The sequence below is a fragment of the Actinophytocola sp. genome (assembly GCF_049647105.1).
Lineage (GTDB): Bacteria > Actinomycetota > Actinomycetes > Mycobacteriales > Pseudonocardiaceae > Actinophytocola.
On sequence record NZ_JBARWZ010000295.1, the window covers coordinates 20,162 to 39,426 of the forward strand.

A 19,265-nucleotide genomic window follows, 5' to 3' on the forward strand; every position below is an offset into this window, starting at 1 on the left:
GAGCATATCGGACGGCGGGTTCCGCGCCGTCCCGTAACGGACTCAACCGTCCGTGACGACATCAGTACATGTTCGTGGAACTGCGCGTCCACGGGGTGAGCGGTGCGTCGCCGACGAGACCACGGGCGTGGGTTCGCGGCTGCTCAGTGGTCGCCGGTCGAGCCATGCCGGATCTTGCTGGTGTTGAGGGTTTTGCGGAGTTCGATCAGTCTTTCCACGGGCGTCGGCGCGATGTTGTTGAAGTAGTCGAACTGCTCGGTCCAGTAGCCGAAGAGTTCGCTGCTCTCGTGCAGGTCAACCAACAGTGCGTACGCTTTCGGGTGGCCGACACGGAACTGGTCGTAGTGCGAGACCAATAGCCGATATTCGTTGACACGTACAGCCGCGAACGTGAGTCCGTCGACGAGACGAACAGTCAACCGGTCTGGATCCGCGCCGAGATCGACGAACTTGGCCGCACTTTCCGCGATGCGAAAACGTACGACGTGCCGTGGGACGTCGTAGGTGGTCGCCAACCGGTGGATGCGATCGCGATGCGCGTTGTTGTTGTCGAATCCGGGATGAGGAAGATATAGCGAGACCGTGGTGTCCTCTTCGAGAAGTTCGCGGAAAAGTCGCGCGTTCGCCTCGAGCCAGGAATCGCACCAGTTCATCACGATGTCGACATGCGTCGCGTCGGACAGGATCCTTTCCCAGTCCTGCCCGGTCATCTCGCTCCAATGCGGGAAGAAGTCGAGTATCCCTCTGGGACGCGGAATACTCAGTTGGCTGACTTCGCGCTGGATGCCCTGGAGTTCGACCTTGAGATGGTCGGCGAGTTGTTCCTGATGTCTGTCCAGGAGGCGGGCCACTTCGTCGGTCGGCGCGATCCCGATGAATTGGTACAGGGCGTACAGGGCGAGAAAGACGAACAGGGCCGCGACGGCATTCGGCAGGGCCGCTTCGATGAGTTGGGGGACGGACTTGTCGAAGACGAGGACGTACAACAGTGACAGCAACAGAAGAACGAGGACTGCCAGAAGGATGCGATAACGACCGAGACCGCGTCGAAGGCTCGCCAGTCCGGCGGACAGCCTTCTCTGCGGTTCATCCATGTGTTCTCGCCATCAGTTGCTGCAGTGCGGCCTCGTTTGTGCGATGGAACGGGAATCCCAGAGATTCAGCGTAGACCCTCAGTCGGTCGATCCTAGCTGAGTCTTCGATGCGACGGTAGTGCACCGGAGCGGGTGACCAGGTCACGCGAGTGGGCGGGACGTTGTCGAACTTTTCCTTCGTCCAGGCCATGTTGCTGCCGTCCGGCAGGACGTACAGCGGACCGGTTACGGCCGCGGCCGCCCCGTTGTCGCTGGCGTGATCGAGGAGCGTGAACAGTTCGGAATCATGCACCGATGGCAGGAGCGGGCGCAATGACAGGACGAACGGTATGCCATGTTCGGCGTTCAGGGTCGACGCGGTGCGGAGGCGACGAGCGGGTGTCGGCGTTCTCGGCTCGATTTCCGGTGCGGAATCCCAGCAGGTGACAGAGACGTTCAGCGAGATTCCCAACGGCGTACTGCGGTGCATCTCCCCGAGGAACGACCTCAGGCTCGGCGAGGCGGTGCCTTTCGTTGAGATGTTCACGTGCTTGCCGGTGGCGACGAGCCGGGGGAGCAGCCTCCGGAGTGCTTTCGCGCTCGCGATCGGATCGCCGTCATACCCCAGCTGGATGACGTCGTAACTGTCGTCTGGAAGCCGGTCCACCTCGGCCGCGACGCGCTCGATGTCCACGTCGTCGTTCGGTGCGATGACACCGTCGTCCGCGTAGCAGTAACGGCAGCCGAACGGGCAGCTGCGGGCGATCGGGACCAGGACCCTGCGTTCGCGCACCGACAGGACGTAAGGGAGTTCCTGGCGTTGTCCGATACCTGCGTCGATCGGGCTCAACCGTTACTCCATTGGGGCCAAGAACTCGGTGTCGCGTAGATTATCGGCACACGGTAGACGGACTGGTCGAGGCTGGCTCGCGCGGTCACTCCGTAGTGCTACCGCACCACATCGCGTACGCATCCGACGTGTGTCCACACGAGTCGCGCTCACGCCGCGCGGTCACCGGACGATCTCGTTCAGTCGCCGTGGGTCTCGGCCGCCGGTGCGTGTTCCCGTTCGTGCTGACCGCACAGCGGCGTTGGCTTCCCGGACCTGGATGGACCCACTTGTAGCAAGCGACTGCTGCGAACGGTGGGGCGCCGCCCCAGGCGGGCTCACGCTGCCGGCGCCGTCGGAGGTCTGACTAGGATGGGCAGACCGTATCGACCGTCCGTGGTCGGCACCCGGGGAGCGAGGGACAAGCAGGCCAGACCATGGTTGGTGCGCTCAGCGGGGTACGTGAGAAACCCGCTCCGACGCGGGTGCTGCTGATCGAAGACGACGACGGCGACGCGTTCCTCGTGGAAGAACTGCTGCTCGAGTCCGGCGCGGCGGTCGACCTGCACCGGGTCCGTTCGCTCACCGAGGCGAAGGCGGCCGTGCCGGACGTCGCGTGTGTGCTGCTCGACCTCGGGCTCCCGGACACCCACGAGCTCGCCGGGCTGCGCTGGCTGCAGGAGAACGTGCCCTCGGTCGCCGTGGTGGTGCTCACCGGGCTCGCCGACGAGCATCTCGGTGAGGAGGCGGTCCGGCTCGGTGCGCAGGACTACCTCGTCAAGGGTCAGGTCGACGGGCATCTGCTCGACCGCGTGATCCGCTACGCCGTCGAGCGGGAGCGGTCCGACTCGCTGCAGCGTCAGCTGCGGGCCGCCCAGATCTATGCCGAGGAGAACGGCCGCCTGGAGCGTGGCCTGCTGCCGACACCGCTCGTGGCCGACGAGGGACTGCGGGTCACCACGCGTTATTCGCCGGGTGGTCAGCGGCTTCTGCTCGGCGGTGACTTCTACGACGTGGTCCAGACCGCCGACGGCTACGTGCACGCGGTCGTCGGCGACGTCTGCGGGCACGGCCCCGACGAGGCCGCCCTTGGCGTGTCGATGCGCGTCGCGTGGCGGACGATGGTGCTCTCCACCCGCCCGTCCACGGAGGTGCTCTCGGTCGTGAACCAGGTGTTCACCCACGAGAGATACAAGTCCAACCTGTTCACCACGCTCTGCATGCTCTCCATCGACCCGTCCCGCACGGCCGGCACGCTGCACCTCGTCGGCCACCCGCCGCCGCTGCTGATCACCGGCTCGGACGTGCGCGAGCTGAAGGCACCCGTCCGCACCCCGGTCGGCGTCGGTGACGGCAGCCGCTGGCCCAGCTGCGACGTCGAGCTCGGCGATCGGTGGACGGTTCTGATGTACACCGACGGGCTCATCGAGGGCCGGGTCCGGGACGAACGCAGGAGGCTCGACGTCGACGGGTTGATCGAACTGGTCCAGGACGGCATCGCCGCGGGATTACAGGACGAAGGGTTGCTTGACCACGTGATCAGCGAGGTGCGCGAGCTCAACGGTGGTGACCTCGACGATGACATGGCCGTCGTGGCGTTGAGCAATGGCTGAGGTGAAGCGCTGGCCGCTGCGCCGGATCATCAACGTCAGCGTCGCCGCGCTGGCCGTGTTCCTGCTGGCCGCGGTGATCGTCGGCGGGATGGCGCTCAGCAACCTCAGCGATGCCAGGGCCACCGTCGTCGGGCGCATCGACCCCGCGCTGCAGCAGGCGTTGCGGCTCGAGTCGGCGCTGGTCGACCAGGAGACCGGCCTGCGCGGCTACGTGCTTGGCGCGGACGAGGACGTGCTCACCCCGTACACGGGGGGCGTGCGGGACCAGAACGCCGCGGTCCGGCAGCTAGAGGGGCTGCTCGCGGGCATGCCGGAGGCCGAGGCCGACCTCGCGCGGGTCGTCGAGAACGCCGACCAGTGGCGCACCGGTTACGCACAGCCCACGATCGCCGAGATCGCGAGCGGTCCCGACACGACGCCGACCCTGCCGGTGGACATGGGCAAGGACCTGTTCGACGCCGTCCGCGTGGCGCTCGAGGGGCTCGACGACACCCTCAACGCCGCCAGGGTCGAGGCCACCGACGCGCTCGACGCCGCGGCGAGCTCGGTGAACGGGGTGCTGATCGGCATCGCGGTCGCCTTCGCGCTGGTCCTCACCGGGCTCGCGGTGGGGTTGCGGTTCGCGGCGATCCGGCCGGTGTCGAAGCTTGCCGAGGAGGTCCGCGTGGTCTCGCGCGGCGACTTCGGCCATCCGGTCCGGCAGAGCGGCCCGCGCGAGCTGCGGGAGCTTGGCGCCGACGTGAACGTGATGCGGGAGCGGATCCTGTCCGACCTGTCGGCGGTGCGGGTCGCACACGCCGAGCTGGACTCGCGGACGAGGGAACTGGAGCGGACGAACACCGACCTCGACTCGCGGACGACGGACCTGGAGCGGTCCAACGCCGAGCTGGAGCAGTTCGCCTACATCGCATCCCACGACCTGCAGGAGCCGCTGCGCAAGGTCGCGAGCTTCTGCCAGCTGCTCGAACGCAGGTACAAGGGCAAGCTCGACGAGCGCGCCGACCAGTACATCTCGTTCGCGGTCGACGGCGCGAAGCGCATGCAGATCCTGATCAACGACCTGCTCGCGTTCAGCCGGGTCGGCCGGATCGTGCGCGAGCCGGTCACGGTGTCCTGCGACGCCGTGCTCGAACAGGCGACCGCGAACCTGGCGGACGCGATCGAGCGGACCGGCGCCACCATCGAGGCCGACGAGCTGCCGACCGTGTCGGCCGAGGTGCCGCTGCTCACGGCGGTGTTCCAGAACCTCATCAGCAACGCGCTCAAGTTCCGAGGCGAGGACCCGCCGAAGGTGCGGGTCACCGTCCGGCGCGACGGCGGCTTCTGGGAGTTCGGCATCGCCGACAACGGCATCGGCATCGACCCCGAGTACGCGGAACGGATCTTCGTGATCTTCCAACGGCTGCACAACAAGGCCGACTACCCTGGCACCGGCATCGGGCTGGCGATGTGCAGAAAGATCGTCGAATACCACGGCGGCACGATTTGGCTGGACTCCAGTGTGGAATCCGGCTCCCGCTTCTGCTTCACTCTCCCGGTGATCGACGAGAGTAAGGACTCCGATGGTTGAATCGACCCCTCTTGACGTGATCGACGTGCTGCTCGTCGAGGACGACGACGGCGACGTGCTCATGACGCGGGAGGCGTTCGAGCACCACAAGATCCGTAACCACCTGCACGTGGTGCGGGACGGCGAGGAGGCGCTGCAGTTCCTGCGGCGCGAGGGCGAGTACGCGGACGCGCCCCGGCCCGGCCTGATCCTGCTCGACCTGAACCTGCCGCGCCGCGACGGGCGGGAGGTCCTCGCCGAGCTGAAGTCCGACCCCGAACTGCGGGTGATCCCCGTGGTGGTGCTGACGACCTCCGAGGCGGAGGAGGACATCCTCCGCAGCTACACGCTGCACGCCAACGCCTACGTGAGCAAGCCGGTCGACTTCGACAGCTTCATCAAGATCATCCGTCAGATCGACGACTTCTTCGTGACGGTGGTGAAACTGCCGGGATGATCGAGCTGCCGGACTCCTACTGGGAGGTCCGGTATGTCGGCGCCCGCTATCCGGGTGCGCCTGCCGTGCTGGCGCGGCCCGGGCTCGTGGACGGCGCGAACTGTCAGCTGTTCGCGTACGAGGTGCTTCGGCACTTCGGGTACGACCCGCCGGACCTGCGGTCGAGCGAGCTGTGGGCCGACACCGGGTCGACACAGCGGGTCACGGTGCCGCGCCAGCTGGACCTCGTTCTGGTGAACTCGTCGAACGACGCGTGGGGTGCGCACGTCGGGGTGTGGGCGGGCAAGGACGCGGGGGACGACAAGGTGCTGCACCTGTGCGCGGAGACCGGGCGGCCTGCGCTGTGGAGCCTCGCGATGTTCGCGGTCCGGCCCAGCTACCGGGAGCTGGTGGGCTACAAACGGGTGACCACCCTGGCCTGACGGTTTGCCCTGGTCCCGGGGCGGGTACCAGGCCGCATGACCGACGTGACCGCCGTGATCGCCGCACCGCCGGAGCGAGTGTGGGCGGTGCTGGCCGACGGCTGGACGTACGCGGGCTGGGTCGTCGGCGCATCGCATGTGCGGGCCGTCGACGCAGGCTGGCCGGAGATCGGCGCCCGCATTCACCACAGCGTCGGCCCGTGGCCGCTGGTGGTGCACGACACCACCGAGGTCGTCGACGTCGAGCCCGGCCGGTTGCTGGAGCTGGACGCCCGTTCGTGGCCGTTGGGCGCGGCCAGGGTCCGCATGGAGCTGTCGCGGACGGACGAGGGCGGTACGGCGGTCCTCATGTCCGAACAGGTGGTACGGGGCCCGGCCAGGCTCCTGCCGGGGCCGCTGCAGGCGGCACTGCTGATCCCACGCAACCGCGAGTCCCTGTCCCGCCTGGCCGACATCGTGACGGCCGGGGCGGGAACGCCCTAGTAGAGCAACTTGTGCGCTGCTGAGATGACGCCGGGGTAGCCGGGGATCCGTTCCCTGGCCAGCGCCGCCTTAGCCGCGTTCGCGCCGGCCGCGCCGTGCACGCCGCCGCCAGGGTGGGCCGACGCGCCGGCCAGGTACAGCCGGTCGATCACCGTGTCCGCGCGGCCGAGGCCGGGGACCGGGCGGAACACCAGCTGCTGGTGGATGGCGGACGTGCCCGCGTTGATCGCACCCCCGACCAGACTCGGGTCGTGCGCCGCCAGCTCGGCCGGTCCCGAGATCGAGCGGCCGGCGATGAGTGACCGGAAGCCGGGCGCCTGGGCCTCGACGACCTGCTCGATCCGGTCCGCGCGCTTCTTCAGCCGCGACGCCGACCACGTCTCCCCGCGCGGCACGTGCGTGTACGCCCACACCGACTCGGTGCCCGACGGTGAGCGGGACGGGTCGGCCGTCGTCATCTGGCCGAGCAGCAGGAACGGGTTGCGTGGCACCCGGCCGCACGCGAGGTCGTTCGCCACCCCGGCGAGCCCGTCGACGTCCGCGCCGAGGTGCACGGTGCCCGCACCGCCGACCCCCGGCGCCGACCACGGGATCGGCCCGGACAGCGCCCAGTCCACTTTGACCGTTCCGTCGTCCCACCGGAAGTTCGCGAGGTCCGCGACGAGCCGCGCGGGCAGGTGCGTCTCGCCGACCAGCTCCCGGTACAACACCGGCGCCGGCACGTCCGCGAGCACCGCGCGCCGCGCCCGCACCAGCTCCCCGGCAGCGTCCCGCACCCCGAGCGCCTGGCCGTTCCCGACTATCACCGACGTGATCGGCCGCCCGCAGTCCACCCGGACGTCCCGTGTGGACAGCCTGCGCACGAGCGCCGCCGTGAGCTCGCCCGCGCCGCCCTCGGGCACCGGGAACCCGACCTCCTGGCCGAGCATCGTGAGCAGCCACCCGAAGATCCCGGACCCGGCGTCGTCCGGCCCGAGGTCGGTGTGCATAGCGTTGCCCGCGAACAACGCCCTTGCGCCCTCGCCCGCGAACCGCTCGCCGGCCAGCGCCCGCACCGGCAGTACGGCGCGGCGCGCGAACCGCAGCAGCCCGGCGGGCCCGAGCCGCCGCGCCAGCCGTGCCCCCGCGCGAACCGGCGGGAACGGCGACAGGATCGCGTCGAGCACGTCGTCCCGGATCCGTTGCCAGTACGCGAACTCCGCGTGCCACGCCTCGGCGTCGGCGGCCGCGAACTCCGCGACCGCCTTCGCGGTCGTCTCGGCCTCCCGCGACATCACCACGTGCCTGCCGTCGGGGAAGACGTGCGCGAGCACGGCGGGCGCGTGCCGCCACCGCAGCCCGTGCTCGGCCAGCCCGAGCGACAGGAGCGCGGGCGAGGCCGCGGCGAGCGGGTAGAACGCACTGCACAGGTCGGACACGTACCCGGGCGCGACCAGCTCGGCCGACGCCACGGCGCCGCCCGGCGTGTCGGTCGCCTCGCACACCAGCACCGACCAGCCCGCGTCCGCCAGCAGGTTCGCCGCGACCAGCCCGTTGTGCCCGGCGCCGATCACGACCGCATCGAACTCCACCAGTCCGCCTCCCTCGCCTTGCCCCGGTGGCTACCCCGTACACCGAAGGTTTCCACGTGGCGACTCCGGGTATTCGTTGATCGTGTCCACGAACACGATCATCGACCACCGCTACCGGCTGGGCCCCCGGCTCGGCGGGGGCGGCATGGCCGACGTGTTCGAGGCCCGTGACCTGCGCCTGCGGCGGCAGGTGGCCGTGAAACGCTGCCGCTCGTCCCAGCGTGACACGGCGGCACAGGGACTTCTCGCAGAGGCCGAGCTCCTCGCTGGACTGTCCCACCCAGGACTGTTGCGGCTCTACGACGTCGGCTACGAGGGTCGTCGGCCGTTCCTCGTGCTGCAGTTCGCGGCCGGGGGCACCCTGCGGGACCGGCTCGACTGCGGGCGGATGACCTCGGCCAGGGTGGCGGAGATCGGCGCCGCGATCGCGGGCGTGCTGTCCTATGTACACGGCCGGGGCATCGTGCACCGCGACGTGAAGCCGGACAACATCCTCTTCGACGACCAGAGCGAGTGCTACCTCGCCGACTTCGGCATCGCGCGCACCGAGGACCAGGCCACCCCGGACCTCTTCGGTACCGCGGGCTACCTCGCGCCGGAGCAGGTGGGTTGCGGCGAAGTCGGCCCGGCGGCCGACGTGTACTCGCTCGGGCTGGTGCTGCTGGAGTGCATGACCGGGCAGGTCGAGTACCCGGGCACCGGCGCGGAGGCGGCCATGGCCAGGCTCGCCCACCCGCCGAAGGTGCCCGGCACCTGGGGCAGGCCGTGGCGTGCGGTCCTGACCGCGATGACCGCGACCGAACCCGGCAGGCGGCCGGACGCGGCGACCTGCGCCGCGACGCTGCGTGCGCTCGCCGACGGCGGGCCGATGCCGATCTCCTCGGAGCCCCGCCCCCGGTCGTGGCTCGTCAAGCTGGCCGCCGCCGCGTGTGCCGCCACGTTCTGACCGGCCGAGTGGCTACAGCCGGTTCGACGCCTCCGTCAGCACCGCGCGCAGGATCTCCTCGATCTCGGCGAACTGCGGTTCCTCGCAGGTCAGCGGCGGTGCGAGCTGCACGACCGGGTCGCCCCGGTCATCGGCGCGGCAGTACAGGCCCGCGTCGAACAATGCCTTGGACAGGAAGCCGCGCAGCAGCCGCTCCGACTCGTCCTCGTTGAAGGTCTCCTTCGTGGCCTTGTCCTTCACCAGTTCGATGCCGAAGAAGTAGCCGTCGCCTCGGACGTCACCGACGATCGGCAGGTCGGTCAGGCGTTCCAGATAGGACCGGAACAGGCCGGAGTTGCGGCGCACGTGCGCGTTGAGGTCCTCGCGGACGAACAGGTCCAGGTTCGCGAGCGCCACCGCGCTCGCCACCGGGTGCCCGCCGAAGGTGACGCCGTGGGCGAACGTGTTCGCGCCGTGCCGGAACGGTTCGGCGAGCCGGTCGCTCACCAGTGCCGCGCCGAGCGGCACGTAGCCGCTCGTCATGCCCTTCGCGCAGGTGATGATGTCGGGCTGGTAGCCGTACCGGGTGGCGCCGAAGTACTCGCCGAGCCGCCCGAACGCGCAGATGACCTCGTCGGACACCATCAGCACGTCGTGCCGGTCGCAGATCTCGCGCACCCGCTGGAAGTAACCGGGCGGCGGAGGGAAACAGCCGCCCGCGTTCTGCACCGGTTCGAGGTAGACGGCGGCGATGGTGTCCGCGCCCTCGAACAGGATCGCCTCCTCGATACGGTCGGCCGCCCACCGGCCGAACGCCTCGGCGTCGGTCCCGTCCTGGCCCGCCGTGCCCTCCGGCGCCCGGTACAGGTTCGTGTTCGGCACCCGGATCGTCGACGGGACAAGGGGTTCGAAGTCCGCCTTCAGGCCGGGCAGGCCGGTGATCGACAGCGCGCCCATCGACGTGCCGTGGTAGGCGATGGCGCGGGAGATGACCTTGTGCTTGGTGGGCTTGCCGACCAGCTTGAAGTAGGCACGCGCGAGCTTCCACGCGGTCTCGACGGCCTCCGAGCCGCCGGTGGTGAAGAAGACCTGGTTGAGGTCGCCCGGCGTCAGCGTCGCGAGCCGTTCCGCCAGCTCGATCGCCTTCGGGTGGGCGTAGGACCAGATGGGGAAGTAGGCCAGCTCCCTGGCCTGCTTGGCCGCGGCCTCCGCCAGCTCCTCCCGGCCGTGGCCCACCTGGACGACGAACAGTCCGGACAGCCCGTCGAGGTACCGCTTGCCGTTCGTGTCCCAGACGTAGGGGCCCTCGCCTCGCGCGATCGTCGGCACCGGCGAGTCGACGTAGGACGACATGCGGGTGAAGTGCATCCAGAGGTGGTCGGCCATGCTTCGATTACCGCATATCAACGGGCCTTCGGCAAGGGATTGCCACTGTTAGGTGAGCAATAAGCGACGGAATCCGCACTCAGGTGGTGCCCCACGAGTAGGTCTGCTTCCGCAGTTTCAGGTACATGAACGCCTCGGTCGCGATGACGCCGTCGACCGCGCGGATGTGCTTGAGAATCTCCAGCAGGTGGTCGTCGTTGCGGGCGACGACCTCGGCGAGCAGGTCGAACGACCCCGCGGTGATCACCACGTAGTCCACCTCGGCGATCCCGGCCAGCAGGTCCGCGGTCTCCTCCAGGTCCCCGGTCGTGCGCACCCCCACCATCGCCTGGCGCGGGAAGCCGAGCTGCAACGGGTCGGTCACCGCCACGATCTGCATCACGCCGGCGTCCAGCAGCCGCTGCACCCGCTGCCGCACAGCCGCCTCCGACAGGCCGACCGCACGCCCGATCGTGGCGTAGGGCCTGCGACCGTCCTCCTGCAACTGCTCGATGATCGCCTTGGCGACATCGTCAAGCTCGGCCATTCAGCCCTCCTGTATCACCGGTCGCTCTGTATCACTGGTCGCTCCGCTCCTCCGCTAACGCGCCGTCTTCCCTCGTCGCGTGCTCGGCGCTGGCGCGCCTGCGCGCACTCCTCAGTCCAGACAGCGCCCGCTCCGTCGCTCCCGCTCCTGGGTTACAACCACAAGTCTTACGTAATCCGTCGCGCAACGCGAACGTGACAACGGAATCCCTTGTCCATGGATGGTCGGCATGTCAATATCAGTCGCCATGCGAACCAGGGCGCCCACCTCGCTCTCCCCGGAGGCGACGGCACTGCTGACGGGACACCATCGGACGTCCCGTAGGACAGTCCTGCGTGGTCTGGTGGCCGCCACCGCCCTCGCGGCCACCGGCTGCGGCATGCCGGGCACCCGCCAGGACCCCTCGGCCTGCCGCAGCGCGGACCAGTCGGCGGCCGACAAGAGCCTCGTCATCTCCAACTGGCCCCTCTACATCGACGTCGCCGAGGACGACGAGTCGGTGCGGCCCACCCTGGACGCGTTCGCCGCGCGGGCCGGCATCGAGGTGACGTACCAGGAGGACGTCAACGACAACAACGAGTTCTTCGGCAAGGTTCGCAACCAGCTCTCCACGTGCCAGACCATCGACCGGGACATCATCGTCCTCACCGACTGGATGGCGGCGCGGATGATCCGGCTCGGCTGGGTGCAGCCGCTCGACAAGGCGAAGCTCCCGAATGTCGAGGCCAACCTACTGCCCTCGCTGCGCGGCCGGTCGTGGGACAAGGACACCGAGTACGCGGTGCCGTGGCAGACCGGTCTCGCGGGCATCGCCTACAACGGCAACGTCACCGGCGAGGTCCGCACCATGGACGAGCTGCTGACCCGCCCGGACCTCAAGGGCAAGGTCACGATGCTGTCGGAGATGCGGGACACCGTCGGGCTGATCCTCCTGGAGATGGGCCACGACCCGTCGAACTTCACCGAGGAGCAGTTCAACGAGGCGCTGAACAAGCTCCAGCGAGCGGTCGACGCGGGTCAGATCCGCCGCTTCACCGGCAACGACTACGCCCAGGACCTCGCGAAGGGCGACATCGCGGCGTGCGTCGGCTGGTCCGGCGACGTGATCCAGCTGAACTTCGAGGACGAGAACATCAAGTTCGTGGCGCCGGAGTCGGGCGTGATGCTGTGGTCGGACAACATGCAGGTGCCCAACCGTGCCACGCACCAGGCCAACGCCGAGGCGCTCATGAACTACTACTACGAGCCCGAGGTCGCCGCAGAGCTGGCCGCGTACGTCAACTACATCTGCCCGGTCAAGGGCGCACAGGACGCGATGGCCGACATCGACCCTGAGCTGGCCGAGAACGAGCTGATCTTCCCCAGCGAGTCCACCCTGGACTCCGCCAAGGTGTTCATGGCGCTGAACGAGGCGCAGGAACGCATCTTCGAACAGGGCTTCCAGCAGGTGATCGGAGCATAGCTATGGCAGATAACCTGGTGCTGGAAAACGTCACGAAGCAGTTTGGGTCGATGACGGCGGTCGACGACCTCTCCCTCACGGTGCCACAGGGGAGTTTCTTCGCTCTCCTGGGTGCTTCCGGGTGTGGCAAGACCACCACGCTGCGCATGGTCGCCGGTCTCGAGGAGCTGACCTCGGGCACGGTCCGCCTCGGCGAGCGCGACATCACCGGCTTACGCCCGTACAAGCGGCCCGTCAACACCGTGTTCCAGAGCTACGCGTTGTTCCCGCACCTGACCGTCGAGGACAACATCGCGTTCGGGCTGCGGCAGCGCGGCGTGAAGGACGTCAAGCGCAAGGTCGCCGACATGCTCGAACTGGTGCAGCTGCCAGCGTTCGGCAGGCGCAAACCCGCGCAGCTCTCCGGCGGCCAGCAGCAGCGGGTCGCGCTCGCCCGCGCACTCGTCAACGAGCCCAAGGTACTGCTGCTCGACGAGCCGCTCGGCGCGCTGGACCTCAAGCTGCGCAGGCAGATGCAGATCGAGCTGAAGCGCATCCAGACCGAGGTCGGCATCACGTTCCTCCACGTCACCCACGACCAGGACGAGGCCATGTGGATGGCCGACACGGTCGCGGTGATGACCGAGGGCCGCATCGCCCAGCTGGGGGCGCCGACCGACATCTACGAGTTCCCGACGACACCGTTCGTGGCGAACTTCCTCGGCCAGTCCAACCTGTTCGCCGCCGAGGTGTCCGGCACCGAGGGCGACGACCTGCTGCTGACCGCGCACGGCGAACGGTTCGCGGCGCCGACGTCCCGCGCGCACTCCGCCGACGGCCGCGTGTGGCTCGGGGTGCGGCCGGAGAAGGTGCGGCTCGCGTTGCCCGGCGAGGACGCGCCATCGGCACACAACCAGATCCGCGGCGTGCTCACCGACACCTGCTACGCGGGCGTGAGCACCGAGTACCTCCTGAAAACCCCGTGGGGACAGGAGATGTCGGTGTTCTCCGCCAACGCGGCGGCCGGTGAGCCCCTCCAGCCCGGCACCGAGGTCGTCGCCCACTGGTACCCGCCGCACTCGTTCGTGCTGGACCGGGCGGAGGGCCACGGCGACGAGGTCACGCAGTACTCGGCCGACCCGCTCGGAGTCGCCCCGTGACCGCCTTCGTCGGCACCACGGTCGGCACCGGCACGGAAGCACCACCACCCCCGCCGCCGCGCCGTCGCCGCATCACGCCGTACCTCCTGTTGCTGCCGGGCGGGTTGTGGCTGCTGCTGTTCTTCGTGGTGCCCTCGATACAGCTCGCGGGCACCAGCCTGTACGACCGGGACGGCAGCCTCGAACTCGGCTACTCACAGGCCTTCGCGTTCGGCAACTACGTCGACGCGATCGCCACGTACTGGCCGCACCTCGTGCGGTCCGCGGTCTACGCGGGCATCGCGACCATCATCTGCCTGGTGCTCGGCTATCCGCTCGCCTACGCCATCGCGCAGAAGGCGGGCCGGTGGCGGAACCTGATGCTGGTGTGCGTGATCGCGCCGTTCTTCACCACGTTCCTCGTGCGCACGCTCGCGTGGAAGTCGATCCTCTCGGACAACGGCCCGGTCACCGAGTTCTTCCGGTCGCTGCCGTTCTTCCCCGCCGACTTCCGGCTGCTGGCGACACCGGCTGCCGTGGTGTGCGGGCTCGTGTACAACTTCCTGCCGTTCATGGTGCTGCCCCTGTACGCGAGCCTCGAACGGCTGGACGGCAGGCTGGTGGAGGCCGCCGGTGACCTGTATGCCAAGCCTGCCACCGTGTTCCGGCGTGTCACGCTGCCGCTGTCGATGCCGGGGGTGGTCGCCGGGACGCTGCTGACGTTCATCCCGGCGGCCGGTGACTACATCAACGCGGAGCTGCTCGGCACGCCCAACGAGTACATGATCGGCAACGTGATCGACTCGGCGTTCCTGGTGCGGCTGGACTACCCGCAGGCGGCGGCGCTGTCGTTCCTGCTGATGGCGACGATCCTCGTGATGGTGTTCAGCTATGTCCGCGCCGCGGGGACGGATGAGGTGGTCTGAGTGCGGGTCTGGCGCTGGGTCGCGGACCACTGGGTGATGGCCGTGGGTCTGCTCGTGCTGGCCTACCTGTTCCTGCCGATCGTCGTCGTGTTCCTGTTGTCGCTCAACCGGCCCCCGAGCAGGCTGTCCTACGATCTCTCTCCACAATGGACACTCGACTACTGGCTGGACCCCTTCGGTGCGGCGGGGATCGGTGCCGCGCTGCGGGTCAGCGTCGGCATCGCATTGGTGGCGACCCTGGTGGCGACGGTCCTCGGCACGCTGATGGCGTTCGCGCTGGCACGGCACCGGTTCCGTGGCCGCTCGACCACGAACGTGCTGATCTTCCTGCCGATGGCGACGCCAGAGGTCGTGATGGGCTCGTCGCTGCTCGCGTTGTTCGTGACGATGCGGGTGCCGCTCGGGTTCTCGACCGTCGTGATCGCCCACATCCTGTTCTGTCTGTCCTTCGTGGTCGTCACGGTGAAGGCCCGCCTTGCCGGGCTCGACCCCCGGCTGCGGGAAGCGTCGATGGACCTGTACGCGAACGAGTGGCAGACGTTCCGGCGCGTCACGCTTCCGTTGGTACTGCCCGGCATCGCGGCGGCGGCGCTGCTGTCGCTGTCGCTGTCGTTCGACGACTTCATCATCACGAACTTCAACTCGGGCACGACGGTCACCTTCCCGATGTACGTGTGGGGTGCGGCGCAGCGGGGAATCCCTCGGCAGGTCAACGTGATCGGCACCGCGGTGTTCCTGCTGGCGTTCGTGCTGGTGGTGATCATGCAGGTACGGTCACGGCGAAGGGCGCGGTACGTATGAGGGTCCTGCAGATCGGTGCCGGTTCGGTCGGCGCGGCCGCGGTGGCGATCGCCGCCAGGCGCTCGTTCTTCGAGTCCTACGTGGTCGCCGACTACTCGACGGCCCGCGCGGACGCGTGCGTGCCGGACGCCCGGTTCCTGTCGGCCACCGTGGACGCGTCGTCGTCGGCCGCGGTCGCCGACCTGTGCCGCGCACACGGCATCACGCACGTGTTCAACGCGGTCGACCCACGCTTCGTGATGCCCATCTTCGAAGGAGCGCTTGCCGCGTCCGCCGACTACCTCGACATGGCGATGTCACTGTCCACACCGGACCCGTCGGAGCCGTACTCGCGGCCGGGCGTGAAACTGGGCGACGAACAGTTCGCGGTGGCCTCGACGTGGGCCGACCGCGGCAGGCTCGCGCTGGTCGGCATCGGCGTGGAACCGGGCCTTTCGGACGTGTTCGCGCGGTACGCGGCGGACCACCTGTTCTCGGAGATCGACGAGATCGGCGTCCGCGACGGCGCGAACCTGGTGGTCGACGGCTACCCGTTCGCCCCGACGTTCTCGATCTGGACGACGATCGAGGAATGCCTGAACCCGCCGGTGATCTGGGAACGCGACCGTGGCTGGTACACGACGGAACCCTTCTCGGAGCCGGAGGTTTTCGACTTCCCGGAGGGCATCGGCCCGGTCGAGTGCGTGAACGTGGAGCACGAGGAGGTGCTGCTGATTCCGCGCTGGGTCCCCGCCCGGCGGGTGACGTTCAAGTACGGCCTTGGCAACGAGTTCATCGAGATCCTGCGGACACTGCACAAACTGGGCCTCGACTCGGTGTCACCGATACAGGTGGGCACCGAGTCGGTGTCGCCCCGCGACGTGGTGGCCGCGTGCCTGCCAGACCCGGCGGGCCTCGGTCCCCGGATGCGGGGCAAGACGTGCGCGGGCACCTGGGTGCGCGGCCTCGACACCGATGGCGCGCCGAAGGAGGTGTACCTGTACCACGTGGTGGACAACGAGTGGTCCATGCGCGAGTACGGCCACCAGGCGGTCTCGTGGCAGACGGCGATCAACCCCGTGGTGGCACTGGAGTTGCTGGCGTCGGGCGCGTGGACGGGCACGGGCGTGCTCGGCCCGGAGGCCTTCGACGCGACGCCGTTCCTCGACCTGCTGACCGAATACGGCTCCCCCTGGGGCATGCGCGAACAGTGACCTTCAGAGGTTCGTGTCCGGGTCGTCCTCATCGAGGATCCTCGCATCCAGAATGGGCCGCAGTCCCTGAACAGCGTAGGCGACTGCTTTGCCGTCGACAGCGACCATGTCGCCGGCTAAGTCGGATTCGTCGGCATGCGCTGCGAGTTCAGCCGATGCGTGGTTGACCACCAGTTCCTCGGCGGTAGGGATGTGAGTGGCAGCCAATCGCTGTCTGTCCAACTCCAGTTCCAAGCGGTGCCGCTGCCAGCCCATGACCATGTTGAGCAGCCGCTGAAGTACCCACAACCCTGCAACGCCGTAGCCGATCGGCGCCGTTCTGTCAGCAATCGTTGTCAACACGGAGGTCCACGGACTCGCAAGTTTGGTTCGTGCCAGCAGCAACTGGGCCCCCGACTCCGCATCCCATGCAGACGGCGGATCAACGATGATGAAGTACTTCATACTGCGGCCGACGGGGTTCTCGCCTTGCTGGGGCGGTAGCGCGCCCCGGGTGCGGTGACCGGCCAGTTGGAGGCAATGCCACCACAGTGTGTTGATGGCATTAACCTCGCGGCCAAATGAGCGCATTGACGGTCGCGGACCGAGGTCGATCGTCAGGTAGAGCAATCCCGAGCTGACGGCGGCCTCGCGCGCGGTGGTCACATCCGCTATTTGTGCCGCAACCCGGCTACCCGATGTTGTGCATCACGTGCTTTATCCGGGTGTAGTCCTCGAAGCCGTACATCGACAGGTCCTTGCCGTATCCGGAGTGCTTGAAGCCGCCGTGTGGCATCTCCGAGATGAACGGGATGTGCGTGTTCACCCACACGCATCCGAAGTCCAGCGCGGCGGTCATCCGCATGGCACGGCCGTGGTCCTTGGTCCACACCGACGACGCCAGCCCGTACTCGACACCGTTCGCCCACGCCACGGCCTCGTCCTCGGAGGTGAAGCGCTGCACCGTGATCACCGGGCCGAACACCTCGTCCTGGACGATCTCGTCGTCCTGGCGCAGTCCGGAGACCACGGTGGGGGAGTAGAAGTAGCCGCGGTCGCCGACCTGCTCGCCGCCCGCCTCCAGCGACGCGTGGTCGGGCAGCCGGTCGACGAACCCGCGCACGCGGGCCAGCTGGTTCGCGTTGTTCAACGGCCCGTACAGCACGTCAGGGTCGGACGGTGGTCCCGTGCGCGTGTCCCTTGCCTGTGCGGTCAGCTCGGCCACCAGTTCGTCGTGCACTCCCGGCCCGGCCAGCACCCGGGTCGCCGCCGTGCAGTCCTGGCCCGCGTTGAAGTACCCGCCGACCGCGATCGCCTCGGCGGCCGCGGCCAGGTCGGCGTCGTCGAACACGACGACCGGGGCCTTGCCGCCCAGTTCGAGGTGCACGCGCTTGAGGTCAGCGGCCGCGGCCGTCGCCACCTCGCGGCCAGCACGCACCGAGCCCGTGATCGACACCAGCGCCGGCGTCGGGTGCGCGACCAGCGCACGTCCCGTGTCCCGGTCGCCGCACAGCACGTTGAACACGCCCGCCGGGAAGAACTCCGCCGCGATCTCCGCGAGCAGCAGCGTCGACAGCGGTGTCGTGTCGGACGGCTTCAGCACCACCGTGTTCCCCGCCGCCAGCGCGGGCGCGATCTTCCACACCGCCATCATCAGCGGGTAGTTCCACGGCGTGACCTGCGCACACACCCCGATCGGCTCGCGGCGGACGTAGCTGGTGTGCCCCGCCATGTACTCGCCCGCCGACTTGCCCTCCAGGACCCTTGCCGCCCCCGCGAAGAACCGGAAGTGGTCGACCGCGGGCGGCATCTCCTCCTCTAGCGTCAGCTGCCGAGGCTTACCCGTGTTCTGGCACTCCGCGTCGAGCAGGTCGTCGGTCCGTGCCTCCAGCGCGTCCGCGAACCTCAGCATCGCGAGCTGGCGGTCCTTGGGAGTCGTCGTCCGCCAGCCGTCGAACGCCCGCGCCGCGGCCAGCATGGCCTGGTCCACATCGGCCACACCGGACCGCGGCGCGGATGCGAACACCTCCCCGGTGCTGGGGTCGACGACGTCGGTGTACCCGCCATCGGCGGGATCGGCCCAGGTGCCGTCGACGAAGTTCCGCAGAACACGCTTCTCGGTCATGTCTGCCATCTTCGCGACTGAATCCGCAGCAGACAAGTCGTTCGACGACTATTTCAGCAGGAAAACGTGCTCGTCGGTCCTTGTCTCTACGATCAAAGACATGGCTCCTCCAGTGCACGACGTGCAGACCGCGCACCGGCGTTTCGTCGAGGGCGTGTCCGGGTTGACCCCGGCCGATCTCGCGTTGCCGACCGCCCTACCCGGCTGGACCAGGGGCCACGTGATCGCACACGTCGCGGACGCCGGCCGGGCCTTCGCGGACCTCACCGAGGCAGCGCTGCGCGGTGAGCTCGTCGCCCTGTTCCCCGGCGGCACGCAGGAGTGGAGCGAGCGCATCGAGGACTACGCGGTGGCACCGGACCTGATCGCGTACCTCCAGGACGGCATCGGCAGGCTCGAAGCCGCGTGGGCGCGGGCCCGGCCCGAGGACTGGGCCATGCCGGTCCGCTTCCGCAACGGCGACCTCGCAGGAACCGTGTTCGCGCGGTGGCGTGAGACGTGGATCCACCTGGCCGACTGTGCCGTCGGCGTGACGCCCGCCGACTGGCCGGAACCGCTGGCCGCGCACACCATCGACTTCCTGCGGTCACGGCTGCCGCCCGGGGTGGCGCTGGTCGCGACCGACACGGGAGAGCGATGGGGGCCCGAGGGCGGCCAGGAGGTGTCCGGCAGCGTGCGGGACCTGGCCGCCTGGGCCGCAGGCCGGGAACCGGCGAACGCGCCTGCCGGGCCGGGCGTCGAGCTTGGGCCATGGCCACCGCATCCGGTTCCCGACCGCTGACGGCGTCAGCGCCCGGCCACCCTGGTCGCCGCGTGGTCTACCGCCC

General features: G+C 68.8%; 19 protein-coding genes. 12 read left to right on the forward strand and 7 right to left on the reverse strand.

The genetic code is table 11. From position 1 onward, the window contains the following. Positions 1 to 143: 143 nt before the first annotated feature. Positions 144 to 1,094: a hypothetical protein gene (locus tag WBA97_RS35710; RefSeq protein ID WP_424235430.1), complete on the reverse strand. Its 951-nt coding sequence runs from the start codon at positions 1,092 to 1,094 to the stop codon at positions 144 to 146. Then, on the reverse strand, positions 1,087 to 1,923 hold the full coding sequence (locus tag WBA97_RS35715; protein ID WP_424235431.1) for a radical SAM protein: 837 nt from the start codon (positions 1,921 to 1,923) through the stop codon (positions 1,087 to 1,089). The genes WBA97_RS35710 and WBA97_RS35715 overlap by 8 nt, the downstream gene beginning before the upstream one ends. A 416-nt stretch (positions 1,924 to 2,339) precedes the next feature. On the opposite strand from WBA97_RS35715, the gene WBA97_RS35720 reads away from it, so the two are divergent. Genes WBA97_RS35720 through WBA97_RS35740 form a run of 5 tightly spaced genes read left to right on the forward strand, consistent with a single transcriptional unit; the run spans position 2,340 to position 6,426 of the window. Further along, on the forward strand, positions 2,340 to 3,515 hold the full coding sequence (locus WBA97_RS35720) for a PP2C family protein-serine/threonine phosphatase (RefSeq protein ID WP_424235432.1): 1,176 nt from the start codon (positions 2,340 to 2,342) through the stop codon (positions 3,513 to 3,515). Continuing rightward, a complete protein-coding gene (locus WBA97_RS35725) occupies positions 3,508 to 5,085 on the forward strand; it encodes a sensor histidine kinase (RefSeq protein ID WP_424235433.1) in 1,578 nt (525 codons plus the stop codon). The genes WBA97_RS35720 and WBA97_RS35725 overlap by 8 nt, the downstream gene beginning before the upstream one ends. Then, positions 5,078 to 5,521 carry a response regulator gene (locus tag WBA97_RS35730; protein ID WP_424235434.1) on the forward strand — a complete coding sequence of 148 codons (444 nt, stop codon included), beginning with the start codon at positions 5,078 to 5,080 and terminating at the stop codon, positions 5,519 to 5,521. Before WBA97_RS35725 ends, WBA97_RS35730 begins: the two co-directional genes overlap by 8 nt. Further along, positions 5,518 to 5,943: a hydrolase gene (locus tag WBA97_RS35735; RefSeq protein ID WP_424235435.1), complete on the forward strand. Its 426-nt coding sequence runs from the start codon at positions 5,518 to 5,520 to the stop codon at positions 5,941 to 5,943. Before WBA97_RS35730 ends, WBA97_RS35735 begins: the two co-directional genes overlap by 4 nt. A gap of 36 nt (positions 5,944 to 5,979) precedes the next feature. Continuing rightward, on the forward strand, positions 5,980 to 6,426 hold the full coding sequence (locus WBA97_RS35740) for an SRPBCC family protein (RefSeq protein WP_424235436.1): 447 nt from the start codon (positions 5,980 to 5,982) through the stop codon (positions 6,424 to 6,426). Here the strand turns inward: WBA97_RS35740 and WBA97_RS35745 are convergent. Next, complete coding sequence (locus WBA97_RS35745; RefSeq protein ID WP_424235437.1) at positions 6,423 to 7,997, reverse strand: phytoene desaturase family protein; 1,575 nt, start codon at positions 7,995 to 7,997, stop codon at positions 6,423 to 6,425. The genes WBA97_RS35740 and WBA97_RS35745 overlap by 4 nt on opposite strands. 82 nt (positions 7,998 to 8,079) lie before the next feature. Between WBA97_RS35745 and WBA97_RS35750 the strand changes: the two genes are divergently transcribed. After that, positions 8,080 to 8,943: a serine/threonine-protein kinase gene (locus WBA97_RS35750; protein WP_424235438.1), complete on the forward strand. Its 864-nt coding sequence runs from the start codon at positions 8,080 to 8,082 to the stop codon at positions 8,941 to 8,943. A 12-nt stretch (positions 8,944 to 8,955) separates the two neighbouring features. Here the strand turns inward: WBA97_RS35750 and WBA97_RS35755 are convergent, their stop codons facing one another. Continuing rightward, positions 8,956 to 10,308 carry an aspartate aminotransferase family protein gene (locus WBA97_RS35755; RefSeq protein WP_424235439.1) on the reverse strand — a complete coding sequence of 451 codons (1,353 nt, stop codon included), beginning with the start codon at positions 10,306 to 10,308 and terminating at the stop codon, positions 8,956 to 8,958. 79 nt (positions 10,309 to 10,387) lie between these two features. Further along, positions 10,388 to 10,834, reverse strand: a complete 447-nt coding sequence (locus WBA97_RS35760) for an Lrp/AsnC family transcriptional regulator (protein ID WP_424235440.1) — start codon at positions 10,832 to 10,834, stop codon at positions 10,388 to 10,390. Between the two features lie 247 nt (positions 10,835 to 11,081). On the opposite strand from WBA97_RS35760, the gene WBA97_RS35765 reads away from it, so the two are divergent. Genes WBA97_RS35765 through WBA97_RS35785 form a run of 5 tightly spaced genes read left to right on the forward strand, consistent with a single transcriptional unit; the run spans position 11,082 to position 16,334 of the window. Further along, entirely contained in the window at positions 11,082 to 12,296 is a 1,215-nt protein-coding gene (locus WBA97_RS35765; RefSeq protein WP_424235441.1) for a polyamine ABC transporter substrate-binding protein, read from the forward strand. Positions 12,297 to 12,298: 2 nt separating this feature from the next. Next, positions 12,299 to 13,435: an ABC transporter ATP-binding protein gene (locus WBA97_RS35770; protein WP_424235442.1), complete on the forward strand. Its 1,137-nt coding sequence runs from the start codon at positions 12,299 to 12,301 to the stop codon at positions 13,433 to 13,435. Continuing rightward, positions 13,432 to 14,340: an ABC transporter permease gene (locus tag WBA97_RS35775; protein WP_424235443.1), complete on the forward strand. Its 909-nt coding sequence runs from the start codon at positions 13,432 to 13,434 to the stop codon at positions 14,338 to 14,340. The genes WBA97_RS35770 and WBA97_RS35775 overlap by 4 nt, the downstream gene beginning before the upstream one ends. Further along, positions 14,341 to 15,141: an ABC transporter permease gene (locus tag WBA97_RS35780; RefSeq protein ID WP_424235444.1), complete on the forward strand. Its 801-nt coding sequence runs from the start codon at positions 14,341 to 14,343 to the stop codon at positions 15,139 to 15,141. It abuts the gene before it with no gap. Next, positions 15,138 to 16,334: a saccharopine dehydrogenase family protein gene (locus WBA97_RS35785; RefSeq protein ID WP_424235445.1), complete on the forward strand. Its 1,197-nt coding sequence runs from the start codon at positions 15,138 to 15,140 to the stop codon at positions 16,332 to 16,334. Before WBA97_RS35780 ends, WBA97_RS35785 begins: the two co-directional genes overlap by 4 nt. A gap of 3 nt (positions 16,335 to 16,337) precedes the next feature. Here WBA97_RS35785 and WBA97_RS35790 read toward each other — a convergent pair whose 3' ends face one another. Then, complete coding sequence (locus tag WBA97_RS35790) at positions 16,338 to 16,979, reverse strand: hypothetical protein (RefSeq protein ID WP_424235446.1); 642 nt, start codon at positions 16,977 to 16,979, stop codon at positions 16,338 to 16,340. Between the two features lie 25 nt (positions 16,980 to 17,004). Continuing rightward, on the reverse strand, positions 17,005 to 18,438 hold the full coding sequence (locus WBA97_RS35795; RefSeq protein WP_424235447.1) for a gamma-aminobutyraldehyde dehydrogenase: 1,434 nt from the start codon (positions 18,436 to 18,438) through the stop codon (positions 17,005 to 17,007). 100 nt (positions 18,439 to 18,538) lie between these two features. Between WBA97_RS35795 and WBA97_RS35800 the strand changes: the two genes are divergently transcribed. Beyond that, a complete protein-coding gene (locus WBA97_RS35800) occupies positions 18,539 to 19,219 on the forward strand; it encodes a maleylpyruvate isomerase family mycothiol-dependent enzyme (protein ID WP_424235448.1) in 681 nt (226 codons plus the stop codon). Positions 19,220 to 19,265: the final 46 nt, after the last annotated feature.